Annotated in this window: 23 protein-coding genes; 10 read left to right on the top strand and 13 right to left on the bottom strand. The window is 47.7% G+C overall.

The window, feature by feature from the left end:
• Positions 1-52 precede the first annotated feature (52 nt).
• Positions 53-190, top strand: a complete 138-nt coding sequence (locus tag KME11_06010; protein MBW4514763.1) for a photosystem II reaction center protein K — start codon at positions 53-55, stop codon at positions 188-190.
• 71 nt (positions 191-261) lie between these two features.
• Here the strand turns inward: KME11_06010 and KME11_06005 are convergent, their stop codons facing one another.
• The 4 genes from KME11_06005 to KME11_05990 all read right to left on the bottom strand — a co-directional run bounded on the left by KME11_06005 (position 262) and on the right by KME11_05990 (position 3,864).
• Entirely contained in the window at positions 262-1,248 is a 987-nt protein-coding gene (locus KME11_06005) for a hypothetical protein (protein MBW4514762.1), read from the bottom strand.
• 109 nt (positions 1,249-1,357) lie between these two features.
• On the bottom strand, positions 1,358-2,059 hold the full coding sequence (locus KME11_06000) for a hypothetical protein (GenBank protein MBW4514761.1): 702 nt from the start codon (positions 2,057-2,059) through the stop codon (positions 1,358-1,360).
• A 35-nt stretch (positions 2,060-2,094) separates the two neighbouring features.
• Positions 2,095-2,550, bottom strand: coding sequence for a hypothetical protein (locus KME11_05995; protein MBW4514760.1), 456 nt, complete (start codon positions 2,548-2,550; stop codon positions 2,095-2,097).
• Between the two features lie 15 nt (positions 2,551-2,565).
• Positions 2,566-3,864: a hypothetical protein gene (locus KME11_05990; GenBank protein MBW4514759.1), complete on the bottom strand. Its 1,299-nt coding sequence runs from the start codon at positions 3,862-3,864 to the stop codon at positions 2,566-2,568.
• A 306-nt stretch (positions 3,865-4,170) separates the two neighbouring features.
• Between KME11_05990 and KME11_05985 the strand changes: the two genes are divergently transcribed.
• The 5 genes from KME11_05985 (at position 4,171) to KME11_05965 (ending at position 9,778) form a co-directional block, all read left to right on the top strand.
• Positions 4,171-5,193, top strand: coding sequence for a lysozyme (locus tag KME11_05985; protein MBW4514758.1), 1,023 nt, complete (start codon positions 4,171-4,173; stop codon positions 5,191-5,193).
• A gap of 145 nt (positions 5,194-5,338) precedes the next feature.
• Positions 5,339-6,577, top strand: a complete 1,239-nt coding sequence (locus KME11_05980; protein ID MBW4514757.1) for a response regulator — start codon at positions 5,339-5,341, stop codon at positions 6,575-6,577.
• Positions 6,578-6,637: 60 nt separating this feature from the next.
• Positions 6,638-7,966 carry an Hpt domain-containing protein gene (locus KME11_05975; protein ID MBW4514756.1) on the top strand — a complete coding sequence of 443 codons (1,329 nt, stop codon included), beginning with the start codon at positions 6,638-6,640 and terminating at the stop codon, positions 7,964-7,966.
• A gap of 226 nt (positions 7,967-8,192) precedes the next feature.
• Complete coding sequence (locus tag KME11_05970; protein MBW4514755.1) at positions 8,193-8,633, top strand: peroxiredoxin; 441 nt, start codon at positions 8,193-8,195, stop codon at positions 8,631-8,633.
• 161 nt (positions 8,634-8,794) lie between these two features.
• Positions 8,795-9,778 (top strand): NAD-dependent epimerase, encoded by a 984-nt coding sequence (locus tag KME11_05965; GenBank protein ID MBW4514754.1) that lies wholly within the window; start codon positions 8,795-8,797, stop codon positions 9,776-9,778.
• Between the two features lie 50 nt (positions 9,779-9,828).
• Here KME11_05965 and KME11_05960 read toward each other — a convergent pair whose 3' ends face one another.
• The 4 genes from KME11_05960 to KME11_05945 form a co-directional block, all read right to left on the bottom strand.
• Positions 9,829-10,323 (bottom strand): GNAT family N-acetyltransferase, encoded by a 495-nt coding sequence (locus KME11_05960; GenBank protein MBW4514753.1) that lies wholly within the window; start codon positions 10,321-10,323, stop codon positions 9,829-9,831.
• A gap of 42 nt (positions 10,324-10,365) precedes the next feature.
• Positions 10,366-12,540, bottom strand: a complete 2,175-nt coding sequence (locus tag KME11_05955; GenBank protein ID MBW4514752.1) for a chromosome segregation ATPase — start codon at positions 12,538-12,540, stop codon at positions 10,366-10,368.
• 208 nt (positions 12,541-12,748) lie between these two features.
• Positions 12,749-13,564, bottom strand: a complete 816-nt coding sequence (locus tag KME11_05950) for a hypothetical protein (protein MBW4514751.1) — start codon at positions 13,562-13,564, stop codon at positions 12,749-12,751.
• Positions 13,564-16,023, bottom strand: coding sequence for an HAD-IC family P-type ATPase (locus KME11_05945; protein MBW4514750.1), 2,460 nt, complete (start codon positions 16,021-16,023; stop codon positions 13,564-13,566). Before KME11_05945 ends, KME11_05950 begins: the two co-directional genes overlap by 1 nt.
• A 155-nt stretch (positions 16,024-16,178) precedes the next feature.
• On the opposite strand from KME11_05945, the gene pyrR reads away from it, so the two are divergent.
• Positions 16,179-16,718 carry a bifunctional pyr operon transcriptional regulator/uracil phosphoribosyltransferase PyrR gene (pyrR, locus tag KME11_05940; GenBank protein ID MBW4514749.1) on the top strand — a complete coding sequence of 180 codons (540 nt, stop codon included), beginning with the start codon at positions 16,179-16,181 and terminating at the stop codon, positions 16,716-16,718.
• Here the strand turns inward: pyrR and KME11_05935 are convergent.
• Positions 16,715-17,089 (bottom strand): hypothetical protein, encoded by a 375-nt coding sequence (locus tag KME11_05935; protein ID MBW4514748.1) that lies wholly within the window; start codon positions 17,087-17,089, stop codon positions 16,715-16,717. The two genes, pyrR and KME11_05935, sit on opposite strands and share 4 nt — an antisense overlap.
• A 214-nt stretch (positions 17,090-17,303) precedes the next feature.
• Here KME11_05935 and fni point away from each other — a divergent pair, with 214 nt between their 5' ends.
• On the top strand, positions 17,304-18,341 hold the full coding sequence (fni, locus tag KME11_05930; GenBank protein ID MBW4514747.1) for a type 2 isopentenyl-diphosphate Delta-isomerase: 1,038 nt from the start codon (positions 17,304-17,306) through the stop codon (positions 18,339-18,341).
• A 145-nt stretch (positions 18,342-18,486) separates the two neighbouring features.
• Positions 18,487-20,292, top strand: a complete 1,806-nt coding sequence (gene sppA / locus KME11_05925; protein MBW4514746.1) for a signal peptide peptidase SppA — start codon at positions 18,487-18,489, stop codon at positions 20,290-20,292.
• Between the two features lie 198 nt (positions 20,293-20,490).
• On the opposite strand, the gene KME11_05920 is transcribed toward sppA, so the two are convergent.
• Positions 20,491-20,979: a hypothetical protein gene (locus KME11_05920; GenBank protein MBW4514745.1), complete on the bottom strand. Its 489-nt coding sequence runs from the start codon at positions 20,977-20,979 to the stop codon at positions 20,491-20,493.
• A 372-nt stretch (positions 20,980-21,351) separates the two neighbouring features.
• Between KME11_05920 and KME11_05915 the strand changes: the two genes are divergently transcribed.
• Entirely contained in the window at positions 21,352-22,674 is a 1,323-nt protein-coding gene (locus tag KME11_05915) for a homoserine dehydrogenase (GenBank protein ID MBW4514744.1), read from the top strand.
• 45 nt (positions 22,675-22,719) lie between these two features.
• Here the strand turns inward: KME11_05915 and KME11_05910 are convergent, their stop codons facing one another.
• The 3 genes from KME11_05910 to KME11_05900 all read right to left on the bottom strand — a co-directional run.
• Positions 22,720-23,358, bottom strand: a complete 639-nt coding sequence (locus KME11_05910; GenBank protein ID MBW4514743.1) for a Uma2 family endonuclease — start codon at positions 23,356-23,358, stop codon at positions 22,720-22,722.
• A 237-nt stretch (positions 23,359-23,595) separates the two neighbouring features.
• Positions 23,596-23,982, bottom strand: a complete 387-nt coding sequence (locus KME11_05905; GenBank protein ID MBW4514742.1) for a hypothetical protein — start codon at positions 23,980-23,982, stop codon at positions 23,596-23,598.
• Between the two features lie 66 nt (positions 23,983-24,048).
• Positions 24,049-24,138 (bottom strand): transposase (locus KME11_05900; protein MBW4514741.1); only part of this gene is annotated, 90 nt, incomplete at its 5' end.

Here is a 24,138-nt window from a genome sequence, read left to right as displayed (position 1 = left end):
ATGTTAGGATCTTTGACAATTCTCAAGCTGTGTTGAAGAGGTAGATTTATACATGGAAGCGGCAATGCTATTAGCAAAATTACCTGAAGCCTACGCAATCTTTGATCCTCTGGTAGACGTTCTACCTGTGATCCCTGTGTTTTTCTTACTGCTGGCTTTTGTTTGGCAAGCGTCAGTTGGTTTTAGATAAGTTAAGAAAAAACTTTTTCAAAGAGCAGGTTCTCCTCAAGGAAGCCTGCTTTTTTGTAGTTTACTGCTAGTCTAAACATTGCTCCGAATGCTCTGAATAATAGCTTGAGCAACCTGCTTACTTTTCCAGTAACTGCTATGGGCACTACCGCCATTGATTAAAGCTAAGAACGTTTTGTAGAAGGGGCTTGCTAACCATTCCAACCAGCCACTGCCCCGTGTAGAAACATCTCGAATATCGAGATATTTTCCATCTGATGCAGAGGGGTTAATGAGCTTAGGAATAATGGTTGCCAGAGGATAGGCGATCGGGTCACCGACATGGGCAAAGTTTCGCCATAGGAGCGGCTGTTGATGAGTATTGTAGAGTTCTGTGAGCAGCTGCTCTAAGCCGAAGGTAATGTCGTGGGTAAAAACGGTCTGAATTTTTCTCTCAGTTAAATCTTCACCTGTGTCAATTTCAATTCGCTTCAAATTAATGAGATTGGCGAGGGCGATCGGTGAACCTAGAGTATGGATGCTGGCAATTCTGATCCCTTGTCTTTTTTCATTGTCTGCTCCTAGCCCAAAAATGGCACGGCGAATGGTTTGAGCATCGTTATGTCCTGGAATATCAGGGTTGTCCCACCGTCCAGCAAATAAAATATCGAACAGAATGACTGTTCCCCAACTGTGCGCCACTAAATGCAAGCGATCGCTTGCTGGGTCGCAGGCTCTCAGAATTTCCTCAGCTTGCTTTCTCAACATCGTCACCACTTCTGAGCCAATGTAGCGGCTGATATAGAGGGCTGCATCTCCAGTAAAAGGAATAATTTGCCGTTGTCGAAAATCTTGAAACCAGGAGCGCCGCCAGTGGTCGGATTCATCGAGCCAGTCGAGCAAAAGGGCTTCAGCCTCTTCCATGACTTTAAACCAATCTAGCTCTTTCATAACCAGTGGCGGTGCGGCAGAGGCATCAAACTGGGTCAAAAGCTGCATTAAGCCCTGAGCATAGCTAGGCTTTTCAGGGCTAAGGCGCGTATTGACCCCGTGAATAAATAGAACAAAGTCAGTTGCCATTATTTTGATCTTGCAATACTCTTGCCCCTATTATGGATGGCAAAACGCGATCGCACTATTCCCCTGATGGGTAAACAGGCATTACTAGATCTGAATGGCTGAAGATCGATTAGCTCTGAGGCGCTTCACAGGAACCCTGAGGATTTGCCGCCACTAGGTTAGTAGAGTCAGCACTGCTGACCTGGTCATAAACGCAAGCCAAATTGCCGCCTGCTCGTACCAAAAAGTCATCAAAATCTCGATCTTCTTCAGGAGTCGATACTAATAGCGAACCCGTATCGTCCCAGTTCAGCAGGATACCGCCATTGCCCAGGCGATCGATCGCACTATCAAACTTAACGCGCTGCGTATTATTAGGATTACGGCTATCGACCGAATAAAAAATCTCCTCTGATTTACCGTTGAGAAAAGATTCTAGGTAAAAGGCGTAAAGCGTATTTGCTCTGAAGTTAAATTCTGCCAACGGTTGAGTCACCGTATTGCCCACCGAACCTAAAAAATCTGAAGCCCTGCCAACATCGTCTTGGTAATTAGAGGGAACTTCGGTGTTCTGGGGAGTATCGGAAGGTTTAATTTCTTGAATGAGAGGCGTTTTTTCGCCTGTTTGTAAATTAATGATGCCAAAGGTCGATTGGTACGCGCCGTGAGATTCTAAAAACTCAAACTCAACAACCGTATCTACATCAAACTGAATGCCGTTACTATCAAATTGTTCTTGGGCATGGGCTGGAGCAGTGAACAATCCGCTTAGTAAGGTGGCGAGTACAAAGGCTTTTTGAAGCAGAGGGGAATAGTTTTTGGAGGTCAACATGGGAATTGTGGGGGGATGAAAAGACAAAGGGAGACTTACCAAAGTTGCAGGGCTTGGACTTGGCGAAGGCGATCGCGTTGTGCTTCGTCCAGGCTTTGTAAAAATTCTTTAGCTTGTTGAGTAACTACCCGTAATGTTTGACATTCCTGACTGACGCAGACCGTTTGGGTGGCAGGGCCTCGGGCAAAGCGACGCGGTAAATTAACTGCTGCTACCCTAGAATCGGCACAGGCAATCCGAGCATTGCCTAACTGTGTCGAAAAGCGCTCGGCAGCATCTAGAACATCTTGGTCTACAAAGTTTCCATCGCCGTCTCGGGTTTGAATTGCAGGTTCTGTAACGGTCGTGCCAGAGTTATCGGAGGCGTTGCCGCCAGGGAGATCTTGGGCGATCGCCCCTGGCAATAATACTAAAGGCACTAGGCTAAGGCACCCGCCAATGATCAGCCCGCCCAACTTTCTACCACTCATTTTTTGCATCGCTTGTATCATCACTTTTTCCTCCTCCTAAAACTGAAATGAAACGCCCGTACCAATTACAAAGCGCGCCCCGTCTCCGGCACCCGCAATGTCTCGCAATGCCGGAGTAATGACCAAAGGAAAGTTGCGAATGGGCGTAATCGAAAGCCCTGCCGCCAAGTCTTGTCCCGTCCATTCCACAATTACGCTCAAAGGACGAGCAATCCGGACAGCAGCACTCCCAAACACACTGAAAGAATCAACCCCTTCATTAAAATCATCTTCTGAACGGAAGCGCCCGTTGCCCACTCCAGCGGTTAAGGCAATGCGACTGAGAGGCTTATTAATATTTGGTGTTGTCCGAATAAGCTGGGTGACGCTTCCATAAACGGTGTCTTCAAAATCTACATCGTCGCCAAGGGTGACAAAGCCCTCCCAGCCCAAGGCAGCGCTCAAGCCATTAGGAAACTGGCGATGAAGTTTGGCGTTAAAACCACCTGTGCCAAGGTCTCGACCCAAGGTACCAAAGCTTGCCAGAGTGTAGGAAAGCTGGAGCCCCACGGCTCGCCGCGCATCGCCTAAGCCAATGCCTACCCCCAATGTGGCATCGGCGCTATCTGTAAAGCGCGTGTCCGACTGAAAACTTGTATTGAGGAAAGCCGTGAAGCGATCGGCACCTCGTCCACTAGGATTAGAGATAGTGATGGCTGGAGAACTGCCAAACTCATCGCCAAATTCATCTTGAAGGGTGGGCACTGCGTTTAACTGGCGTTGCAACTCTTCAATCTCCGAATCGGTAGGATCAACATCCGAGTTGACAGGAGTTAGCTCGGTAGGTGTTGGAGTTACAGGACTAGGTGCATTTGGAGTCGTTTGAGCAGTGAGTTCGGTAACTGACTCGGGCACAGCAGGAAGTGCTGCTTCGAGAGGCATTCTAGACTCAATGCGCCTTTCGGGAATTGAAGTCGATTCAGGTGTGGTATTGACTGTAATGAGTTCTGCTACTGGTATAAAAGTCGATTCAGCAATAAACGGTTCAGCAACAGACGGTTCAGCATTTGGGGCGATCGCTACTCCACTCTGGTCTGCTAACGCTGGCTCAGAAGCCACTCTAAAAACAGCATTGACGAGATCGGGAACTTTAGCGCTAGTAAAGGGTTCTACCACGATAGACTCGGTAGGCGCAGTAGAAGTAATAATGACATCAGTGGACAAAGCTTCAGGCAATGCCGCTAAATCTTCAGTCGTAGATGAGACAGGTGGAGCAGGAGTCGCGATCGCTTTTTGAGTTAAATCCCCAGTAGCGATTGCGGTTAGAGTACAGAGAGTAACAGTTGAAACACGCATAGTGATAATGACCTGGCAATAACCTGAAAGGTGCGGTCTGAGTATTCTTAACTAGAGTTACGCAGGCTGAATCATTCGATCAGGACAAAATAATTCAACCCGTATAATTACTCGTACAACGGAGAAGTAAAGCTAGGTATCCTCAAAGATGCGCCTATGATGCAAAGTTTCTGAGAAACCTGTTGCGCTGCGATCGATGCGACTGGGAATGCAGATCGAGATTGTTTCCTAAAGGTATCCTCCAGCAAAGCCTGAAACTCAGCACATTCGGCAAATAGCGTTGGATAAAATTAAGGGGCAGACACCGTGGCTTATTCTCTCAAAATTATGTTGGATACCTGGCTAAAGCTCAGCACGGACCAGGGTTCAAAATTACCAGATGAGCAAAAGCAATATATTAGTGCCGGTGCGGTGCTACCGATCGCCAATTTCGAGGCAGTTGGAGCAGACCATATCCGCATAGCATTTGGGCAAGATCCGCAAGGTCGGCAAGTTTTTTTTAAAGGACGTAATACTTGGTATGTCTATCGTCCAACCGTGCAAGTTTTGCGAGATGGGCAAGTCATTGCGATCGCTAAATTTGTTTCCAGTTCAACCTACGCACTGAAGGTTTTAATAGATACGTGGTTTAAGCTCAGTACCGTTCAAAGCTCTCTGTTGCCCAATGAGCAAAAACAGTTCGTTGATGCGGGTAGCCTGATTGCCCTATCGAGTTACGAACTGGTTAAAGATGATCATATTAAAGTCACACTGGGACTAGATCGGCAAGGTAAACAACTGGCGTTCAAAGGGCGTAACACCTGGTATGTTTATCAACCTATGGTACAGATCTTGCGCAACGGACAAGTGATTTCTTCAGCCAGTTCCCTAACTACCAGTACTGGAAAAATTAATGCAAATGGACTGCGCCTCCTGAAGTCGATGGAAGGATTGCGGTTAGAGGCGTATTTAGATGCAGTTGGGATTTGGACAATTGGCTATGGCACTACCTCAGGAGTAGTGCCAGGGATGCGGATTTCGCAAGCAGAAGCAGAAGCGTTTTTGAAAAGAGATTTGGCGACCTTTGAAGCAGCGATCGCCAACGCTATTAAAGTTCCTGTCACCGCCGATCAATTCTCAGCCCTAGTTTCTTTTATCTATAACATTGGAGAAACAGATTTTGTCAAGTCAACCTTGCTAAAACTCCTTAATCAAAAAGACTACCTAGGAGCCGCAGATCAACTGCTACGCTGGAACAAAGGCGGCGGTCAAGAACTGCCTGGTTTGACGCGCCGACGACAGGCTGAGCGAGCACTATTCTTGGGGCAAGATTTCACAGTATTCCTTTAGAAAAATTTGCCCTCGTCGTTTTCTCTATCCCTGATAAGTTCTTAATCCATAGTGAAGTCATCACCTAGGATGGGAATCCTAGCCCTATGGAAAGTCTGTCAGGATCAGCATTCCTGACATTATATTCGCCAATCGAGCACAGACTATGGAACGTTTGACGGTTGACCAGTTGGTTCATCAATTTCAAGTCAATCATCGCTCTCACTATACGGGTAGAGTCGATTTGCAGTTGGCGAAAGGAGAATGCTGGAGCTTATATTTTCAACTGGGTCGTTTGGTGTGGGCAACAGGCGGAGTGCACCGTTTCCGACGATGGTATCGAAGTTTGTCACAGTTTTGTCCGGAGATTTGCCCAACAGGAGTTCGGTTGCGTGAAGCAGAGACTTCGCGCATTTGGGAATACTTAGTGCTCACGGTACTCATCAAACGGCAGCGCATTCGCTTAGAACAAGCGGTGATGCTCATTCAGCACAGCGTTAACGAAGTCTTGTTTGACATTCTTCAAGGAATTGACGAGGTCAGTCATCTGACCTACGTTTCTGAGAATTCAGAAACCATTGGTGATCCATTGACCTTGATTAACGCTGAGCAAATTCTGTTGCGGGCACAGCTAACCTGGGAAACTTGGCGCAACGCCAACTTGGCACCTTATTCACCTAATTTTGCGCCTGTGCTGCGACGGACAAACGAGTTACAAGAGCAAACCTCTCCCAGCACTTATAAAACCCTAAAGTCGTTAGTCAATGGTTCTTCGACTCTACGAGATATTGCTACCTTAATTAAGCAAAATCCGCTTACAGTCGCGCGATCGCTTCTCCCATACATTCATCGCGGACTGATTGGCTTTCAAGGTATTCCCGACATTACGCTACCTGAGCTTCAAGAAGAAATGGCAGTCGCTGCTCCTCCAACTCCAAGGCGCGTTTCCACCCATCAGCCATTAATTGTCTGCATTGATGACAGTTTTCAAGTCTGTCAGGCAGTCCATCAAATCTTGACTCCGGCAGGCTATCGATTTACAAGCATTCAAGATTCAATGCAAGCGTTACCGGCGTTAATTGAACTAAAGCCAAACTTAATTTTTTTAGACCTAATGATGCCTGTTGCAAATGGGTATGAAATTTGTGTTCAAGTTCGGCGAGTTTCGGTACTTAAGGACATTCCTATCGTCATTTTGACGGGAAAAGACGGCATTGTCGATCGCGTGCGGGCAAAAATGGTTGGGGCTTCAGATTATTTGGCAAAGCCTGTCGAAGCGGATAAGTTGCTGGCAGTGGTACAAAAATACCTGACGCTAAAAGACCCGAAGCCTAAATCGTCAGGAGACTATGAGATGGGCGAAACTACAGCGCTCTTGTTAAAAGAAAGTTTATTGAATAGTTAGTTGTAATTATTGAATAGTTAGTTGTAAATAGTTATTTGTAAGAAGAGGCTAATTAAAACCATGGCTTCTGTTCAAGGGTTTAGTGATGCAAAGTCAATACGCTTGGCTCAGCAAGATGATTTGGCTCAAACAGCCTTTTTACCTCAAAAAGACTGCTTAGTTCAGAACGGCTGTTTAACTCAGAACGAGAGCTTAGCCACGATCGCGGCTCTCATCAACCCCTTGCTTGCACACAATATAAGGGCAAAGGTGGCATGTAAGGGCGATCGCTTGGGTATTTTGCTTGAGGCGATCGGTGTGCCAGACCGGGCACAGGCAACCTTAATTCAACCTGGAATTCGCCAAGGATTTCAAAAACTTCAACTTCAAAAACTTCAACTTCAAAACATTCAGACCCTCAAAGTCTATGGACGACAGATCGGGCAGGTGAGTCCGGCTTGGTGCCTTGTTTTTCCGATTGCTCTTTCTAACCAACAAAAGCTGTATGGTTATTTTGTCATAGAGGCACAAGGGCTGTTAGAAAATCTTGAACAGGACTTGCTGACTCTCCGGGAAGATCATAGCTTGGCAAAAATTCATAATATGCTGCTAGCCGTTCACACTATCAAAGGTGGCTCTGCCAGTGTGGGGCTACAAACCATTGCTAAAATTGCCCATGGACTGGAGGATGTTTTTGCCGCCCTCCGCCATTCACAGGAGGAACTGGATTTAGAGCTAGAGTTGCTGTTGCTACAGGGGTATGATTGCTTGAGAATACCGCTAATGGCGCAATTTGCCGGAGTCCAAATTGATGAACCGGAGGCGCTAAACCGGGTAGCTTCGGTGATTGCGCAGATTCAGGCAAAGCTAAGGGGTTGCTTCGACCCAGACCTGCCCCTTCTTACTTCGGTGGATTTGGGGTTTGATGTGGTGCAAAATTTGTTTCAGGTTGGCGTTGCTCAGCGGCTAGGCGACTTGGAGCGATCGCTGCTCTCTCCTCACGCTACTCAACTTGCCGTCTTGCTGCACGAAAAAGCAGAGTTCTTTTTAGGCGTGGCAGAGTCGATGAATTTGCCAGGGTTCGGGGCGATCGCTCAGACAGTTCTAACGGCGCTTCAGGTGAATCCTCATCGAGTATTAGAGATTGCGACTGTAGCATTGGCAGATTTTTCCCAAGGTCGGGCAGCAGTATTAGGAGGCGATCGGCAGGCAGGCGGCTTTCCTTCAGTAGATCTAAAAAAATTGGCGACTTTGGATAATGTTTCATCCTCTCCAAAAAATTTGGCATTTCAAACAGTTGCCTATCAAGAGGAGTGGCGTGATCATACTTTGCCACTGTTGGATGTTGATTTACCAACGCTAGAGGCAGAACTGAGTTTGGATGAGGTTTTTGGACATTATGAAGAATAACTAAGGTTTGAGATTGCTTGAGGAGGGCGATCGAAATTTACAAGCCAATCATTCTGGACATTGCTAAATACATTGCTAAATTGCACTACAAACATTTGGTTCCTCAATGCCGATATTAAACAAACCTAAATGGCTTGCACTCGTGTACTGGTAGGCAACAAAACTGCTATATGCCACCTATTAAGGTTAGAATCTGTAACCGAAACCCCATTAAAAATAAACCCCTATGTCGCTACCCGTTGGCACTCCTGCCCCCAGCTTTACTGTTAAAGATACCCATGGCAACACCGTTTCGCTGTCTGATTATGCAGGCAAAACTGTGGTGCTGTACTTTTATCCCAAAGACGATACACCAGGCTGCACCAAAGAAGCTTGTAGCTTCCGCGATAACTATTCTGCTTACCAAGGCAAAGATATTGCGGTCTTTGGTGTCAGCATGGATGATGAAACCTCTCACCAAGCATTCACTCAAAAATTTAGTCTGCCTTTTCCTTTGTTGGCAGATAGTGAGGGTGTCTTAACTCGCGCCTACGATGTAGATGGTGGTGGCTACGCCAAGCGAGTGACCTATGTGATCGATGGCACAGGGCAAATTGTCAAAACTTACGATGGTACGGTCAAGACAGAGACTCATGCTACCGATATTTTGGCAGAGTTGGGTTTATAGATTTAATCTTGCTCAGTTAACAAACTGTCTAGTAATATCTTGAAACCTGTGGGGGATGGAAGTAGGCTTACTTCCATCCCTTTGCTGTATGGTTAGCGATTGTGTTGTCAGCAGTGTTTTAGGGAACTCTACATTCGCAATTCATCCTGAGAGTATCCACCATGCAAGTATTGGTCACTGGAGTCGCTGGTTTTGTGGGTTATCATTTGGCGCAGCGTCTCTTGAGCCAGGGGATACAGGTTTATGGCATTGATAACTTGAATAACTATTATGATGTCCAACTCAAAAAAGATCGGTTGGCGCAGCTTAATCCTCAAACCGGGTTTCAATTTCAGTTTTTAGATTTGAGCGATCGCCCTGCCCTAACCCAGATTTTTCAAGACCATACTTTTGATTGTGTGGTTAACCTTGCTGCCCAAGCTGGAGTTCGCTACTCCATCCAAAATCCTCATGCCTACGTAGACAGTAACCTGACGGGTTTTGTGAATTTGCTAGAAGGCTGTCGGCATAGCCAAGTTCGCCACCTTGTCTTTGCTTCTTCAAGTTCGGTCTATGGCGCTAATCCTAAGATTCCTTTTTCCACCAGCGACAACGTTGACCACCCGATTTCGCTCTATGCCGCCACTAAAAAAGCCAATGAGCTTATGGCGTATACCTACAGCCATCTCTATCGGTTGCCAATGACGGGGCTGCGGTTCTTTACGGTTTATGGTCCGTGGGGTAGACCGGATATGGCTTACTTTAAGTTTGTGAAGGCGATCGAAGCGGGAGAGGCGATCGACGTTTACAACCACGGCGATATGCAACGAGACTTTACCTACATTGATGACATTGTGGAAGGAGTGGTGCGAGTAATGCTTAAGCCGCCTAGTGCTGAAGGATCTGAGCTAGTGCATCAAGCGCCCTATAAGCTCTACAACATTGGCAATAATCAGCCCGTGGCGTTAGGAACCTTTATCGAAGTCATTGAAACAGCGCTGGGTAAGAAAGCTCAGAAGAACTATCTACCGATGCAACCGGGCGATGTGCCCATTACCTACGCCGATGTAGATGACCTCATGCAGGATGTTGGTTTCAAGCCAAGCACGTCGATCGAAGTCGGAATCGATCGCTTTGTAGAATGGTATCGGCAGTACTACGCATAATGATGAAGTTGTGTACTTGTGAGATTGTGTACTTGTAAAATTGTGTAGCACTAGGTAGGTCTTAAAATTTTGCCTATCAAGGGAATATACTCTACCCTGCTTAACTGTAAATGATGAGTCGTGTGCTCCCAGCTAGGATGAGTCTTAAACCCCAATTCTTGATAAAACTGATTAGCGGCTGGTGTGTCGGTGCGCAATGTCAAAAGATGGAAGTGCTGACTAGCTTCTTCAACCAACTGATTGACTAGCAAACGTCCTATACCACACCTGCGCCAAGCCGCTCCAACGTATAAATGTCGCAATCGTCCAACTTTAGGATCATTAAAATATGGATCTTGATTTAATCCACCTATTCCAATGACCATGCCTTCTAATGATGCTTTAAGTAATACTTCTCCAGACTTATCAAAGCAATTCAAACCGCTACAATAATCTCGAATGAGTCTTTCAACAAATCGAAATCCCTGGAATGAGCTTTCTTTGACAAGATGATCGATGGATATTTCATCTATCTCTAAAATTCGAGCGATATCGACACATTGCACGATTCTTAAGCAAGGTTGTGACAGGTTGTTTTCCTGATAGAGCTACCGTGGCGCTATTGGCAGTTGTAGCCGCCAGACTTGAATTCGCCCTTGAGCAGCATCGTAGGCAGGAGTATTCGGTGGAATGGACTCGGCGATCGCAATGGCTCTTAATGGGTTTTGATCTGACCGATTTTCGGCGAGTTGTAATAAATCGTAGCTCCACTCACTAATCATTTGCTCAGCCTCAGCCCGTGCGGGGCTATCGGTAGAAATTTGGTCAGCAATTTGGATGGCTGAGAGCAGTGAACTTTGAGAGCCTACGTCTGCCAAAGCATAGGCTTGCTGCATTCGCTGTAACCCTGCCGATTGATTTTGCCAGGATTGGATATCGTTTTGCGCTTCGTTGTAAAGATTACGGTTGGCAGGGATTTGTCGGGCAGTGGCGATCGCTCTGGCTAAGTCGCCCTGTTCTGCCAAAGCCCTGGCTTGCTCTAGTCTAGGCTGATCTTCGTTAATCTCTAGGCGATCGTTCCAGTCCCGGATATCGGCTTGGGCATCGCTGTAAAGTGTCCGGTTAGAGCCAATTTGGTTAGCAATGGCGATCGCGCCTGCTAAGTCGCCCAGGTCTGCCAGTTGTCTAGCGCGATCGAGCTTGGGCTGGTCTTGAATCCGGTGAATGCGATCTGACCAGTCGGCAATCCGCTGATCAGCATCAGCAGAGAGCGATCGCCCTTTCCCAATGCGACTAACTTCATCAATGGCAGATTGGAGAGCATTGACATTTCCTCCCTCTGCCAACTGGTCAGCGCGATCTAGAATAGGGCGGTCTTCTACGGTTTGGATAGTGTCTTGCCAACGGGCAATTTCTTGTCGAGCTTCATCGTAGCGGGGGTTGCCCGATGGAATTTTGCTGGCTTCGTTCACAGCAGCAGCTAAGTCATTGATGCCGCCGCCGCTTGCTAGGTCTTTAGCTTGGTCGAGGTAGGCAACATCTTGAATTTCGAGTTTCCAAATAGCGATTAGCTCTTGGGCGCGGCTGTAAAGAGGGCGATCGCGCTTCAGCTTTTGTGCGGCGAGGATGGCAGCTTGCAGATCAGAAACGCTGCCGCCCCAAGCCTGTGATTCGGCATCTGCCAGGGTGCTAAAGTCTTCCACCTCTGCTTCTAACCCTGCTGCTGTGGGGATTTGACGAGCAATAGCGGCAGCTTCGTCAAAATCGCGCCGAGACATGGCATCTTTGGCTAAATCAAGCATATCCTTGCCGACCTTAGCCACAAACAATTGAACTTGCTTGTAAATCCGGCTTTTATCGTTAATCTCTTCAGCCAGCCGAATCGCAGCAATAAAATTGTCTAGCCCTCCTTGCTCAGCGAACCCTTGGGCTTTTGTCAGCTTCTCCACGTCTTTACGGGTGGCATTAATAACGCCCGTTAGCTCACGATATTTGGTGGTTTGCCAGTACTGATTCGGAACAGACAGCAGACGGGTCGCGATTAAAAAAGCTTCTTTCAGGTCTTGTTTTTCCAGCGCTTTCTCAGACTCTTTGTAAATGCGGTAAGCGCTTGCCCAAGTTTCGTTCCAGTCTTTAATCTGCTGCTTGACAAGCTTAGCGGCGGCAGTGGTTGTCGGAATTTTTTGAGCTGCATCGATCGCCTTTTTTAATTCCCCTCGTTGAAACGCTGCATCTGCCAGGGTCAAAATATCGCTTGCCCATTGCTCTAAGTTACGGTCAACTTCGGGGCGAAGCGGATGATCTGAAGGGAGATCTTTGACGAGGGCGATCGCCTCTAGCAAGTTAGGAAGGGTGCGCTTTTCGCTTGCCAGTTGGGCGCAATACAGGCGTAAAGAGGCTGAGGCAGTGGGCCAAAACACAGCCGGACAGTTGGGCAAGGCAGGCAGCTTTAGCAATACAGCAACTGACAGAGCGCCGACGCTGCCTAGTGCCACTATGGTCGCAATGCCCCAGAACTGCCAGCTTTTGGGCAGTTGCAATTGTAGGGGCAGGATGCGGCGTTGAGACGGCTGGGGCGGCGATTGATCTGAGACTTGATTGGCGATCGCGGGCTGAAACTCTGGAGAAAACTTAGCCGATGGCTGAGCAGTGCTGGGAATGTGCAGAGGAGGAATTTTTCGCTCGGCACTGGCGGGAGGAACTGGATCGGAGCGATCGTGGGGCGACCCTTGCGGTATCTGCGAAGCAGCACGGGGGTTTGATGCGTCATATTTTCCGGTCATAACCCATCCCTATGCGACGAGACAATTTCAGCGCTAATCGAAACAGTTGAGTTGCTCAATCTTTTGACATTCAAATCTCTGCTACTTAAAACACAGCAGTAGATTAATTGCAACGGGTTCGCTGTCATCCTACCTTCCAATTACTCAAAAAACTAGCCTTCATCAGGATTGACGACCCGAATTGCTCAGCGTCAACCCCATTTCCGCTCTATCTCAGCCCTCTACGAATTTCTATGACCAATGCTTCTAAAAAGCCGCGATCGCTCCAATAATTGCCGTGGGAAAGCGGGTTCCAACTCGTCAGCCAACCTTGAACGCTCCGTCCTGCGTTAACGGGAATATCTTCTACCAGTTGTTCATATGCCGCACTTAACGGCTGGAGCGGCCAGCCTAAAACATCATCAGCATCATAGAAGTTAAACCAGCGGAAATCAGGAGTGGGTGGGGCGATCGGCTGAATGTTGCCATGTCCAGCCACAAAAATGGGAATGTTGCAGCCTGTCGTAAACAAGCGATAGAGACTTTTTAGCTCCAAAAATGACTGCTCGTGAGTATCCACATTCACATAACCAGCAATGTTTCTCCACACTCCCGATCGCCCTGGATGTTGGGCATCCCAAATATAGTTTGACAATACTTGCCCCCCCAATGACTGCGCGATGATCACAACTTTGGCAGGCTGACCCTCTAGCTCGGCATAGACTTGCCGCAGGGCACTAATCACTTGCATCTGCGCTTGGGCATACGCGCCTTTAGCCTCACCTCGGCTACTTTCCAGACTGGCAGCATCTGAGAAGCCGTAGAGTAAAAACTCTCGCAGCAGCTTGCCAGAAATGTGACGTTTCATATTTTCAAAAACGCGGCTTTGGTTGCCTTGCAGCAAGGTTTGATAGTAAACCGATTGGAAGGAAATTTGGTTCCATTCAGGTGCTAATGCAGCTTGCAAATTATTTCTAAGTTCATCGGCATAGGTTTCAGGCGTATTGCCCATGCCATGAATTGTGACCACAGCGACTTTTGACATTAGCTTAAGTCAACCCCTAAGAAGCGATCGAGAAACCGACTCCGCCACATAAATCTCAGCACTAAGCACCACTCCAGGGCAATTAGCCCAATAAATAAATAGTTGGCGATGCCCAAGGGATAAAGCTCGAAAAATTGGCGTACAGGCGAAACGGCTAGTACTAAAAGATACAGCCCAAAGAGCGCGATCGCAACGATTGAGTAGCGCTTATCTCCGCTGAGGGGTTCGCCACCTACCCAGGCAGTCGTGGGAGGCTTTAAAAATGGCATGAGCAACAACTGTCCCATGATTAAGATAGTGACCAGAGCGCTGCGAGGCACAGCATGATTCACTTCTGCCAAACCCGAGCCGGGTGGTAGGTCGAGAACTGCCACCACGAGGTAGAACAGGTAAACAAAGAGAGAGACAAAGGTCAGGGTGAGAGTTGCCGGGATAACGAAGTGAAGGATCGATCGCACCATACTGCGCCGGGGCAACAACCCTGGTTTTGCCCAAATGGGAATGAACAGGGTGGGGAAGCCAACGCCAATGAGGGCGACAACTGCACTTTGCTTGTTTTGTAAAGGAAAACTATCGGTGACAATGGCTGTGGCAAAAATCAGCAGGGTTACACAAAATGTCCGGATCATAAAGAGTTTTAGCACGTCTTGAATGCCGTTGCGAATGCGTTGCCCTTCTAGAAAAGCGCGGGGCAGCGCCCCAAAGGAATCCTTCAGCAAAACAATATCGGCAACGCCTCGGGTGGCTTTGCTGCCGCTCTCCATGGCGATCGCCAAGTTCGCCTGTTTCAGTGACAAAAGATCATTGACTCCATCGCCAATCATTGCCACATATCGCCCTGCCAGCCGCATCTTTCGCACCAGCTTAGCTTTTTGGTCGGGGCTAATGCGCCCAAACACGTTGCAGGTTTCTGCCGCCTGAGCAAATTGGTTCTCATCCATTTCAGCCAACTCTTGCCCCGAAATAACCTGCACTTCTGTCCCCAGTCCTGCCTGCTTTGCCAAGGCAGCTACGGTTTGAGGATTATCTCCTGAAATAATTTTGACCTCAATCCCTGCGGCAAAGAAGCCCTGAAGGGTGGCGTAAGCTTCGGGGCGGAGTTGGTCGTCGAAGCTTAAAAGCGCTAGAGGACGTAGATCGTGTGGAAGCTTAGGATGCTCAGGATCTTGGACTGCTGTGAGGTCGAGGCTGTGGGCAAAGAGGATGACCCGTAACCCTTGTTGTGCTTGGCTTTGAATCAGGTCTTTGAGTTTGGCAGACAAAGGCATGACGCTGGCAAGAATTTCGGGTGCGCCGAGAATATAGACCCCTTGCCGATCGAGATCATCAAAGGCGATCGCGCTCCACTTACGAGCCGAAGAAAAGGGAACTTCGGCTTTGGGGTAGCAGGGGGATAGAAGGCTGCCTTCGGAAAACTTCGCTAGCGCCTCGGTGGTTTTATTTCCTGCTGTTGTACTTGCTGCGTAGTCGGCTAGGAGCGCTGCTATTTCAGCTTGGGGGCGATCGAAGGCAAAAATTTCTCGGAGGCGAAGCTGGTTTGTCGTCAGGGTGCCTGTTTTATCCAAGCACAGGGTGTCTACATTACTTAATGATTCGACAGCATTAGACTGTTGAATTAACACATCTTGCCCCACCATCCGGACTGCGCCTAGCCCATAGGCTAAGGTAATTGCCAGTAGCAAGCCTGCTGGCACTAAACCCGCCACGACTGCCGCCCGTTGAACAATCTCAGGCAATGAATAGGAACTGCTAAAAAAGCTGATGCCAACTAGCGTCCAGAGGAAGCAGGAAATCAGCATGAACACCCGAATCACCACATTGATTTCAACTTGTAGCGGCGTTGCCGATCGCCGAAACGCACGCGCGCCTATCATCAGCTTAAAAGCCAAAGTATCGGTTCCAACCTTGTGAGTTTCATAGCAAGCCGTCCCACTGACGCAAAAACTCCCAGAGTAAACGGGCATATTTATCTGCTTCAAAATTAGGTCAGACTCCCCCGTCAACAGCGACTCATCTACCTCAATTCGCCCCTCGCCCACAATCTGACCATCTACCAAGATTTGGTCGCCCGGTTGCACTAACAGTAAATCTCCCAGCACAATCTCGCTTGGGTCAATGTCTTGTTCTCTGTCCTCCCGAATGACCGTGGCTTTAGGACGACTGAGCAAGGCAATTTTATCAAGCTGCTGCTTTGCCCAAATCTCTTGGCAAATGTTGACCAACACGCCGCCAAAAATAACGATTACGACTAAAACTCCATCCCCAACCCGATGCAGCAAAAACATCACCACGCTAATGGCAAAAAACATTGCGTTAATGAATGTAAAGAGATTTTCTTGAAAAATCTGCCTGTAGGAACGGCTGGTTTGAAGCTTGACGTTGTTTCCAAATCCGGCTGCACGTCGAGCCAAAACTTCTGATTCACTCAGCCCAGATGGGCGGGAGATTAGGCTATCCATGAATTGCTGCCTCAATGCTTAGGCAAGCATAACTTAATAGAATTCTTGCTGGCAGATATGCGAGTCGATACTTAGGAGAGAGGCGACTGGCACTTTCGATCGCTTAAGGGATGATAATAGCAAGACAGAATGTTGCTCTATCTCTATTCTTTCCTATGCCGCCCGAAGTTATTGAAATTCTTTCGGCAGACGAAGTGCGCCGAACCGTCAACCGCCTAGCCTCTGAGATTGTTGAACAGACTGATGATCTGTCTAAGTTGGTGCTGCTCGGAATCTACACGCGAGGCGTGCCCCTAGCAGAGATCTTAGTCAGACAAATAGAGACACTGGAAAAAGTCCAAGTGCCTCTAGGTTTTCTAGACATTACCTTTTACCGCGATGACCTGGATCGAATCAACCTACGAACGCCTGAAAAGACTGATATTCCGTTTGATCTATCAGGTAAAACGGTTATTTTGATAGACGATGTGATTTATAAGGGGCGAACTATTCGGGCAGCGCTCAACGCCGTTAACGACTATGGCAGACCCGAAAAAATTCGGTTAGCGGTATTGGTCGATCGCGGGCATCGAGATCTGCCCATCCATCCAGACTTTACGGGCAAAGCGCTACCGACTTCTAAAGAAGAAAAAGTTAAGGTTTACCTTCAAGCGATCGATGGACAAGACAGAGTTGAACTAGTTCGGGGCAGCTAAGCAAGAGGTTTGAGGGCGAATTGGTATTTCACGTTTTGAGTAGGTTTGTCGAACTTTATGAAAAAGGTAAACGGCATATTGGTTGCAGGAAAATTAGAATTACTAACGTTTTTCCCGGCGTTGATAATTGCCGGAGCAGCAATGGCTGTGGGCTTATTTGTCAGCGGGTTAAGGAGAAATAATGAAAACCTCATCGATCCACCTTGTGACTTGAAGGAACCGCTGGCTCTGAATCCAAACGTAGGAGTAAGTGTAAATTTATACACATCTGCTTTATCGGAAGGACCGATCATATCCTTGGCCCGGAGCGCTTGGGTGCTGTTGAAAGAGCCTAGGTCACGGGCTTTTCTAAACGTATTGTCTGATTTCATCTTTGGTGACCTTAAGGGTATGAAATGTTCGACGGAGTAACATAACAGGAGTTCTGACGGTCTTGAAGTCGTTCAATTTATATCAATTTATACCAATTTCCGATCAACTTGCCTAGTCTTCAAAGCTTGATTCATTACGCTTCAAGAACAGGGCGGGTGAAAGGGAGATGAAAGGGAGAAAATATGAGATGAACCCGCTCTGTTGTTGGTGCCCATGATTGTTGACTCATTGACTACTCAAAATAGAAAAGCTGATCATTTGCGCGTTTGTCTTGAAGATGATGTGCAGTTTCATCAAACGACAACTGGCTTAGAGCGTTATCGATTCACACATTGTTGTTTGCCTGAACTCGATCGCCATGAAATTAATCTTTCTACCTCTTTTCTAGGCAAGCAACTGGGTGCGCCTCTGTTAATTTCTTCCATGACGGGTGGCACTGACTTGGCAAAAACAATCAACTATCGCCTTGCCGAAGCAGCACAGCATTATGGCATTGCGATGGGTGTGGGTTCGCAACGAGTGGCGATCGAAAATCCACAGGTCACTTCTACCTTTGCGGTTCGCTCTGTAGCCCCTGACATTTTGCTATTTGCTAATTTAGGAGCCGTCCAGCTTAATTATCGTTATGGCTTAGACGAGTGTCTGCGAGTGGTCGATGCTCTGGAAGCTGACGCACTGATTTTGCACCTTAATCCTCTCCAAGAGAGTGTTCAAACTAAGGGGGATACTAACTTTGCAGGATTGCTAACCCAAATTGCCCTGCTTTGTAAAAAACTGCCTGTTCCAGTCATTGCTAAGGAAGTGGGTAATGGGATTTCGGCAGTGATGGCGCAAAAGCTAATCGAGGCTGGCGTTAGGGCGATCGATGTGGCAGGAGCCGGAGGGACTTCGTGGGCAAGGGTAGAGAGTGAGCGGGCGCAGGATAACCAGCAGCGACGACTAGGAGCGACGTTTGCAGATTGGGGATTGCCGACAGCAGATTGTGTAAAGGCGGTGCGATCGCTCTCTGCTACGTTACCTTTAATTGCTTCAGGAGGGCTGCGGAATGGCTTGGACGTGGCAAAGGCGATCGCGTTGGGCGCTGACGTGGCAGGGCTTGCCTTGCCATTTTTGCAGGCGGCGGCTGAGTCGGAGGGCGCATTGCACGAGTTGGTTGAGGTGTTGATTGCTGAAATTACAACGGTCTTGTTTTGTACCGGGACGGGAAGTTTGCCAGGATTGCGGGAGCCAGGAATTTTGGTAGAGCGGTAGGAGTGAAAGTTGCGACGAGGATAGGGCGAGAAGGATAGAGTAGTGATTAGCAACTGTTTTTTGCTCTTCAAACCTGCGCCTGGTTTTGGGTTTCTGCCTGAATGCAGGGCAGGCTGGGGGGCGATTCTCCTATTGGTTCTGGCAAATGCGCGATTTTTTTAAGAATGTTCTGGCTACCTTTGTAGGTTTGTTCTTGTTTTTGACGTTAGGAATTGCAGGGCTGGCAGCTTTTTGGGTGGCGATCGCGACTAGCGCCCGTGATTCTGAACCGACCGTAGAAGCTCGCTCAGTCCTGACCCTCGATTTATCTCAATCGATCACTGATGCTAACCCTGAGACGAGTGCGCGCGAGGTGATTGGTTCGGCGTTGGGTGGGGGCGATCGAGAGAATTCTATTGCGCTGCGGCTGGTGTTAGAGTCGTTAGAACAAGCTGCAAAAGACCCGCGAATTGTGGGCTTATACTTGAGCGGAAACGTTCAGGGAACCGGGTTTGCGACGCTGCGCGAAGTCAGGCTGGCATTGCAGAAATTTCGGGACTTGGGCAAGCCAATCTATGCCTACGACAATACGAGTTGGCAGGAAAAAGACTACTACCTCACCTCAGTTGCCAATACAATTTTGTTGCATCCGACGGGGTTACTAGAAATTAATGGACTGGACGTTGAGACACCTTTTTTTGCAGGCGCGTTGCAGAAATATGGCGTAGGCGTTCAGGTATTGCGCGTGGGTAAGTATAAGTCAGCGATCGAGCCTTTCTTGCTCAGCGGCAATAGTTCAGCCAATAAAGAGCAAACCCAAAAATGGCTGACAGATTTGTGGAACGAGTTTTTGGCTGCCTCTGCCAAGAGCCGCAAACTGACACCGCAAAAAATACAGGCGATCGCTGACAAAGAAGGGATAATTCTCTCCGGCTCAGCTAAATCTTTGGGACTGGTAGACAAAATTGCCCATGAAGATGAAGTCATTGCCGAATTGCAAAAGCTGACCGGAGAAGACAAAGATACGCACTCTTTCCGCCAGATTGATTTAGGAGATTACGCCCAAACGTTGCAAGATGGAGAGAAATCATCTCCCAACAAGGTTGCTGTAGTCTACGCCGAGGGCGACATTGTCAGCGGTAAGGGTGGCTCTGAGTCGATTGGTGGCGAAACGTTGGCAGAGCTAATGCGTGACCTACGGAATGATAGCGATGTTAAGGCGATCGTGCTGCGCGTCAACAGTCCGGGCGGTAGTGCCACTGCTTCAGAGCGAGTTGCCCGTGAGGTATTTTTGACGAATCGTGAAAAGCCCGTGATTGCCTCTATGGGAAACCTTGCAGCTTCAGGGGGCTATCAAATTTCTGCTTATGCCACTCAGATTTTTGCATCGCCTAATACAATTACTGGCTCGATTGGAGTATTTGGGGTATTGCCCAACTTTCAAAAAATTGCTCAGAATAACGGTATCACCTGGGACAGCATTAAAACGGGGCGCTTTGCGGACAGCGATACAATTTCTCGCCCAAAAACTGCCGAAGAGTTAGCGATCGGGCAACGAGTGGTTAATCAAATTTACGACGAATTCTTGACCATCGTTTCGACTTCGCGGGCGATCGCTAAACCCAAGGTGAACGAACTTGCTCAAGGACGGGTTTGGTCGGGTTTAGAGGCTCAGAAAATCGGCTTGGTTGATGAGCTAGGCGGCATAGAAGATGCCATTCAGGCTGCTGCTAAGCAAGCCAAACTAGGCGATGATTGGGAACTAGATGAGTATCCTAAATCCAACTCGTTTGAAGTGAAGTTGCTGGGGCAACTGTTCAATAGCTACTTCCCCCCACCCGATCGCACTGCCCCGATTGATCCTCTAACAGCAGAAATTCAGAGATTTCAGCAAGATTTTGCGACTCTCAAGGCAATGAACGATCCGTTAGGTGCCTACAGCCGCTTACCCTTTACGCCAAGAATTGACTAAGCTTTACCCAGTTCTCTGCCTTTGGCAATGCTGCAAAAAATAGCCCTGGCTCATTCTTAGTAGGGATATGTCAAGACTTAAATGCAGCAAAACACGAACTAAACAATACCAAATTGAGTACAGTAAATTAAATATTTACACCTAAGCAACAGGCTCATGATCTAACCCAGCTTTTAAGCTGAAACTGAGTTTGAGCACTTATTTGGGTTGGGTCTTTAGTTTCACATTCAAAACGCCTGGTGTTCGACGCGCTAGCCGCACTGAGAAGGGTAAAACCCCAACCAACTGAGCAAAAGCATCATCAGGGATACGGGCGATCGTCTCTTGATCAAAATAATTTTCAAATTGATTGAGAATCATCTGTGCCCGCTGAATGGGCGTGGATTGATCAGTAAATTGCTGGGTCAAACGAATCCACTGCCGCCTGATTAAATAAGCTTTTTGCCGTTCCTCATGGCTGTCTGGGCGGAGAAGTGACAAGTTGCCCACCGGGATTACGCCATGACAATCTGAATCAAAAAAACCACCCACTGCCGCTCCAGGGCCTGCAAATTCGGCGTGAAAAGCTTTACAAAGAATCAGCCCATTGCGCCGACGACTATTGACCATCCATAGCTGCCCACTGTGAAGACGAGCCAAGATTTTAGAGGCATCTGTACCTTCGATGTTAGACAGATGAGTAGCCATCGTCGATCTCCTAGCCGTAGTCTAAACACCATGCCTCGACCCTAACATTTAAACTCAATACAAATACGCAAACTTAATCAGTAATCTATGAAGTTTCATCTGGGCTCATTACATTGCAACTGAGGCAGCGTAATAACTTAGAAGTTGCAATTAAATAACACCCTGAATCGCCCCCTAAGTCCCCCATTCTGGGGCAGGGACTTCCGAACCTTTCAAAGTTCCCCAGAATGGGGGATTTAGGGGGCTGAAAAGTCAATCCATCTCACTGGGTTTTATTTTCACGCAACTCCTTAAGAGATTTTGGGGCACAGATGAAGAGCTTCCCTATCCCGCCTACAATATAGGACTGGTGTTACTAAACGGGTAAAAACAGTGGCTTTCAAGATTGGGCTATTAGGATTAGGTACGGTTGGGGCTGGCACTGCCGAAATTTTGCTCAATCCGGCACAGCGTCATCCTTTGTTGCAGGAGCTAGAAATTCATCGGGTGGGAGTACGATCGCTCGACAAACCTCGACCTATTTCTTTGCCTCCCCATCTCCTTACCACTGACTTGGAATCGATCGTTAGTGATCCTGAAATCGATATTGTTATAGAGGTCATGGGTGGGCTAGAACCTGCTCGATCGCTCATTCTCAAAGCGATCGCTCATGGTAAGCACGTCGTCACAGCCAATAAGGCAGCGATCGCGCGCTTTGGCGACGAAATCTTCACAGCGGCAAATCAAGCCGGAGTCTACGTTCTTCTCGAAGCCGCCGTTGCTGGTGGAATTCCGGTCGTTGAACCGTTAAAGCAATCTCTTTGTGCTAACCGCATTCACACCCTGATGGGCATCGTTAACGGCACAACTAACTACATTTTGACGCGGATGCAGACTGAAGGCAGCAGCTTTGATGACGTTCTGGCAGATGCTCAGCAACTGGGCTATGCCGAAGCCGACCCGACTGCCGATGTTGAGGGACTGGATGCGGCAGACAAAATTGCGATCTTGGCTTCCCTGGCATTTGGCAAGCGCATCAACTTAGAAGAAGTCTATTGCGAGGGCATTCGCCAAATTACAGCCGCCGATATTACTTATGCTGAACGTCTAGGCTTTGTGATTAAACTTTTAGCAACGGCACAACGCGATGGAGATTCAGAGTTTCCCGATCGCCTTCAAGTGAGAGTTCACCCAACTTTGGTTCCTAAAACTCATCCGCTTACCAACGTCAATGGCGTGTACAACGCGGTACTCATAGAAGGCGATCCGGTGGGACAAGTCATGTTTTATGGCCCTGGTGCTGGTGCCGGCCCTACCGCTAGTGCAGTGGTAGCAGATACTTTAAATATCGCAGCCATTCTAAAGGTCGGGCGTGGTTCAGCCGTTCATGCTGATGGTCGCCCGCTCCTCGACCCGCTGTTGGCTTGCTCTCACCAGGACTATGCCGCGATCGCCCCGATCGATGATCTGACAACCCGCTTCTATGCCCGCGTTCTTACGCAAGATTTCCCTGGCGTAATTGGTCGGCTGGGCACTACGTTTGGCAACCATGAAGTTAGCTTAGAATCGGTCGTGCAAATTGGTTTACGAGATCATCAGGCAGAGATTGTAGTGATTACGCATTGTGTCAAAGAAGGCAATTTCCGAAAAGCACTAGAGGAAATTCGATCGTTTGATGCAGTGTCGAATGTGCCGAGTGTGTTGCGAGTGTTGTAAAGATTTACTGATTTTGCAATCTACTGATTTTATGGGCTACCAACTTTATGGAGAGTTGAGGCGATCGCCAACCCATTCTCGAAATAGCCGAATCAGCGCATTTTCCTTCGTTGTTTTCTTAAGTTTCAAAAACCTTTCAACATCCGCAGCGGTCAACAAAGGAAAAGCAGCACTATGGCTGCAAGATTGATACTGCTGACTTTCCAACCGATACATCAGCAAAGATTGACCATTATAACGCCAAACTTCAGGCACACCCAAGGCAGCATAAATATCGAGTCGATTGATTGAACTGCTGCTAATGTCTACTTCGATCGCCAAATCAGGGGACGGATCGATCGATAAATCAATTTGTTCCTTATCCCACACGACTGGCTCATTTTGAATGTAGTAGCACTGATTCGGTTCTAGCCCCCGTGCCAGGTCTTCGCGATCGCACGTTCTAGAGCCTAAACTTCGCACTTCAATTCCTAGTTCTTCCGTTAATGCTTCCACCAATCGTCCGAGCAGCTTTTTGTAACTTTCATGGGGATCTAACGGCATTTTGATTTCTAATGTCCCTTGGTCATACGTTAAGCACATTGCGGGCTGTTGCTCAAAGTCCTTTACAAGAGACTGATAGGTATGCCAACTAATATTTTTTAGAAGAACGCGATCGGGGCTTTGGATCAAAGTTGCGGTCATGATTCTGCGGGGAGAAATGAGCCTGCTGATATCCTAACTAGCTGAGTGCAACTGCCGAATAAACTCGTGATAAGACGGCTCATGTGACCCTGAAAAGTTTTCCATTCCTGTCTTGGTTAGATACCCACTGCTCTTTTCAGTATGTGGATTTTTCACGTAGCTATAAATCATTTTTAGACGCTCTGGATTTTCATGCCAAGTAATATTAAAAGCTGCATATTTTTGGAAAAATGTCATTTATGCATAGGCATCAATATAATCATGAATCCACCAGGTTAAGGCTGTCCAATCTTGTGTTTGCTCATAATAAGGTATAAAAGAAGTCACGATGATACAAGCAGTTGCTCCCATGTATCCATCCTTATCCCTGACATCCCAGATATGTCCTGCATGATTTACCTCATTGCTACCACAGCTATATTGATTTTTATTTTCTGCACCTTTCGCGTTAACAGCACTAGCCCGAAAAGCAGACCGGATGCTGATTCGACCGAGAGCATCTTGAATAGGTTCAAGCACTTTTTCGCACAGGTTTTTTCCTGCGACGATCGCCAACTCAAAATCATTCGGGATATTAGGAATACCTTCAATTTGTGAGATTTCAGAGTATAGGAACTCACGCATAAAAAAGCTTTTTGAAAGCTGAATCCGTCCTAAGAGGATGTTTGAAAAGTTATGGCAAGTCAGATTTTACGCCAATCGCCTCACCATAATCCGGATCATCGCCAGATAGATCAGAGTCTCTGAGGTCTGCGGAAGGTGTTCATAATCTTTGTTCAA

This window comes from Timaviella obliquedivisa GSE-PSE-MK23-08B (assembly GCA_019358855.1).
Classification (GTDB): domain Bacteria; phylum Cyanobacteriota; class Cyanobacteriia; order Elainellales; family Elainellaceae; genus Timaviella; species Timaviella obliquedivisa.
This window is presented reverse-complemented; position numbering and strand designations above follow the sequence as displayed.

What these genes read in the sequence shown, in the direction of transcription:
- KME11_05990 (MBW4514759.1), bottom strand. Translation starts at nt 3,864, where the DNA reads ATGCGTGTTTCAACTGTTACTCTCTGTACTCTAACCGCAATCGCTACT.
- KME11_05955 (MBW4514752.1), bottom strand. Translation starts at nt 12,540, where the DNA reads ATGACCGGAAAATATGACGCATCAAACCCCCGTGCTGCTTCGCAGATA.
- KME11_05975 (MBW4514756.1), top strand. Translation starts at nt 6,638, where the DNA reads ATGGCTTCTGTTCAAGGGTTTAGTGATGCAAAGTCAATACGCTTGGCT.
- KME11_05950 (MBW4514751.1), bottom strand. Translation starts at nt 13,564, where the DNA reads ATGTCAAAAGTCGCTGTGGTCACAATTCATGGCATGGGCAATACGCCT.
- KME11_06010 (MBW4514763.1), top strand. Translation starts at nt 53, where the DNA reads ATGGAAGCGGCAATGCTATTAGCAAAATTACCTGAAGCCTACGCAATC.
- KME11_05995 (MBW4514760.1), bottom strand. Translation starts at nt 2,550, where the DNA reads ATGATACAAGCGATGCAAAAAATGAGTGGTAGAAAGTTGGGCGGGCTG.
- KME11_05965 (MBW4514754.1), top strand. Translation starts at nt 8,795, where the DNA reads ATGCAAGTATTGGTCACTGGAGTCGCTGGTTTTGTGGGTTATCATTTG.
- KME11_05970 (MBW4514755.1), top strand. Translation starts at nt 8,193, where the DNA reads ATGTCGCTACCCGTTGGCACTCCTGCCCCCAGCTTTACTGTTAAAGAT.
- pyrR (MBW4514749.1), top strand. Translation starts at nt 16,179, where the DNA reads ATGCCGCCCGAAGTTATTGAAATTCTTTCGGCAGACGAAGTGCGCCGA.
- KME11_05935 (MBW4514748.1), bottom strand. Translation starts at nt 17,089, where the DNA reads ATGAAATCAGACAATACGTTTAGAAAAGCCCGTGACCTAGGCTCTTTC.
- sppA (MBW4514746.1), top strand. Translation starts at nt 18,487, where the DNA reads ATGCGCGATTTTTTTAAGAATGTTCTGGCTACCTTTGTAGGTTTGTTC.
- KME11_05920 (MBW4514745.1), bottom strand. Translation starts at nt 20,979, where the DNA reads ATGGCTACTCATCTGTCTAACATCGAAGGTACAGATGCCTCTAAAATC.
- KME11_05910 (MBW4514743.1), bottom strand. Translation starts at nt 23,358, where the DNA reads ATGACCGCAACTTTGATCCAAAGCCCCGATCGCGTTCTTCTAAAAAAT.
- KME11_05905 (MBW4514742.1), bottom strand. Translation starts at nt 23,982, where the DNA reads ATGCGTGAGTTCCTATACTCTGAAATCTCACAAATTGAAGGTATTCCT.
- KME11_05980 (MBW4514757.1), top strand. Translation starts at nt 5,339, where the DNA reads ATGGAACGTTTGACGGTTGACCAGTTGGTTCATCAATTTCAAGTCAAT.
- KME11_06005 (MBW4514762.1), bottom strand. Translation starts at nt 1,248, where the DNA reads ATGGCAACTGACTTTGTTCTATTTATTCACGGGGTCAATACGCGCCTT.
- fni (MBW4514747.1), top strand. Translation starts at nt 17,304, where the DNA reads ATGATTGTTGACTCATTGACTACTCAAAATAGAAAAGCTGATCATTTG.
- KME11_05945 (MBW4514750.1), bottom strand. Translation starts at nt 16,023, where the DNA reads ATGGATAGCCTAATCTCCCGCCCATCTGGGCTGAGTGAATCAGAAGTT.
- KME11_06000 (MBW4514761.1), bottom strand. Translation starts at nt 2,059, where the DNA reads ATGTTGACCTCCAAAAACTATTCCCCTCTGCTTCAAAAAGCCTTTGTA.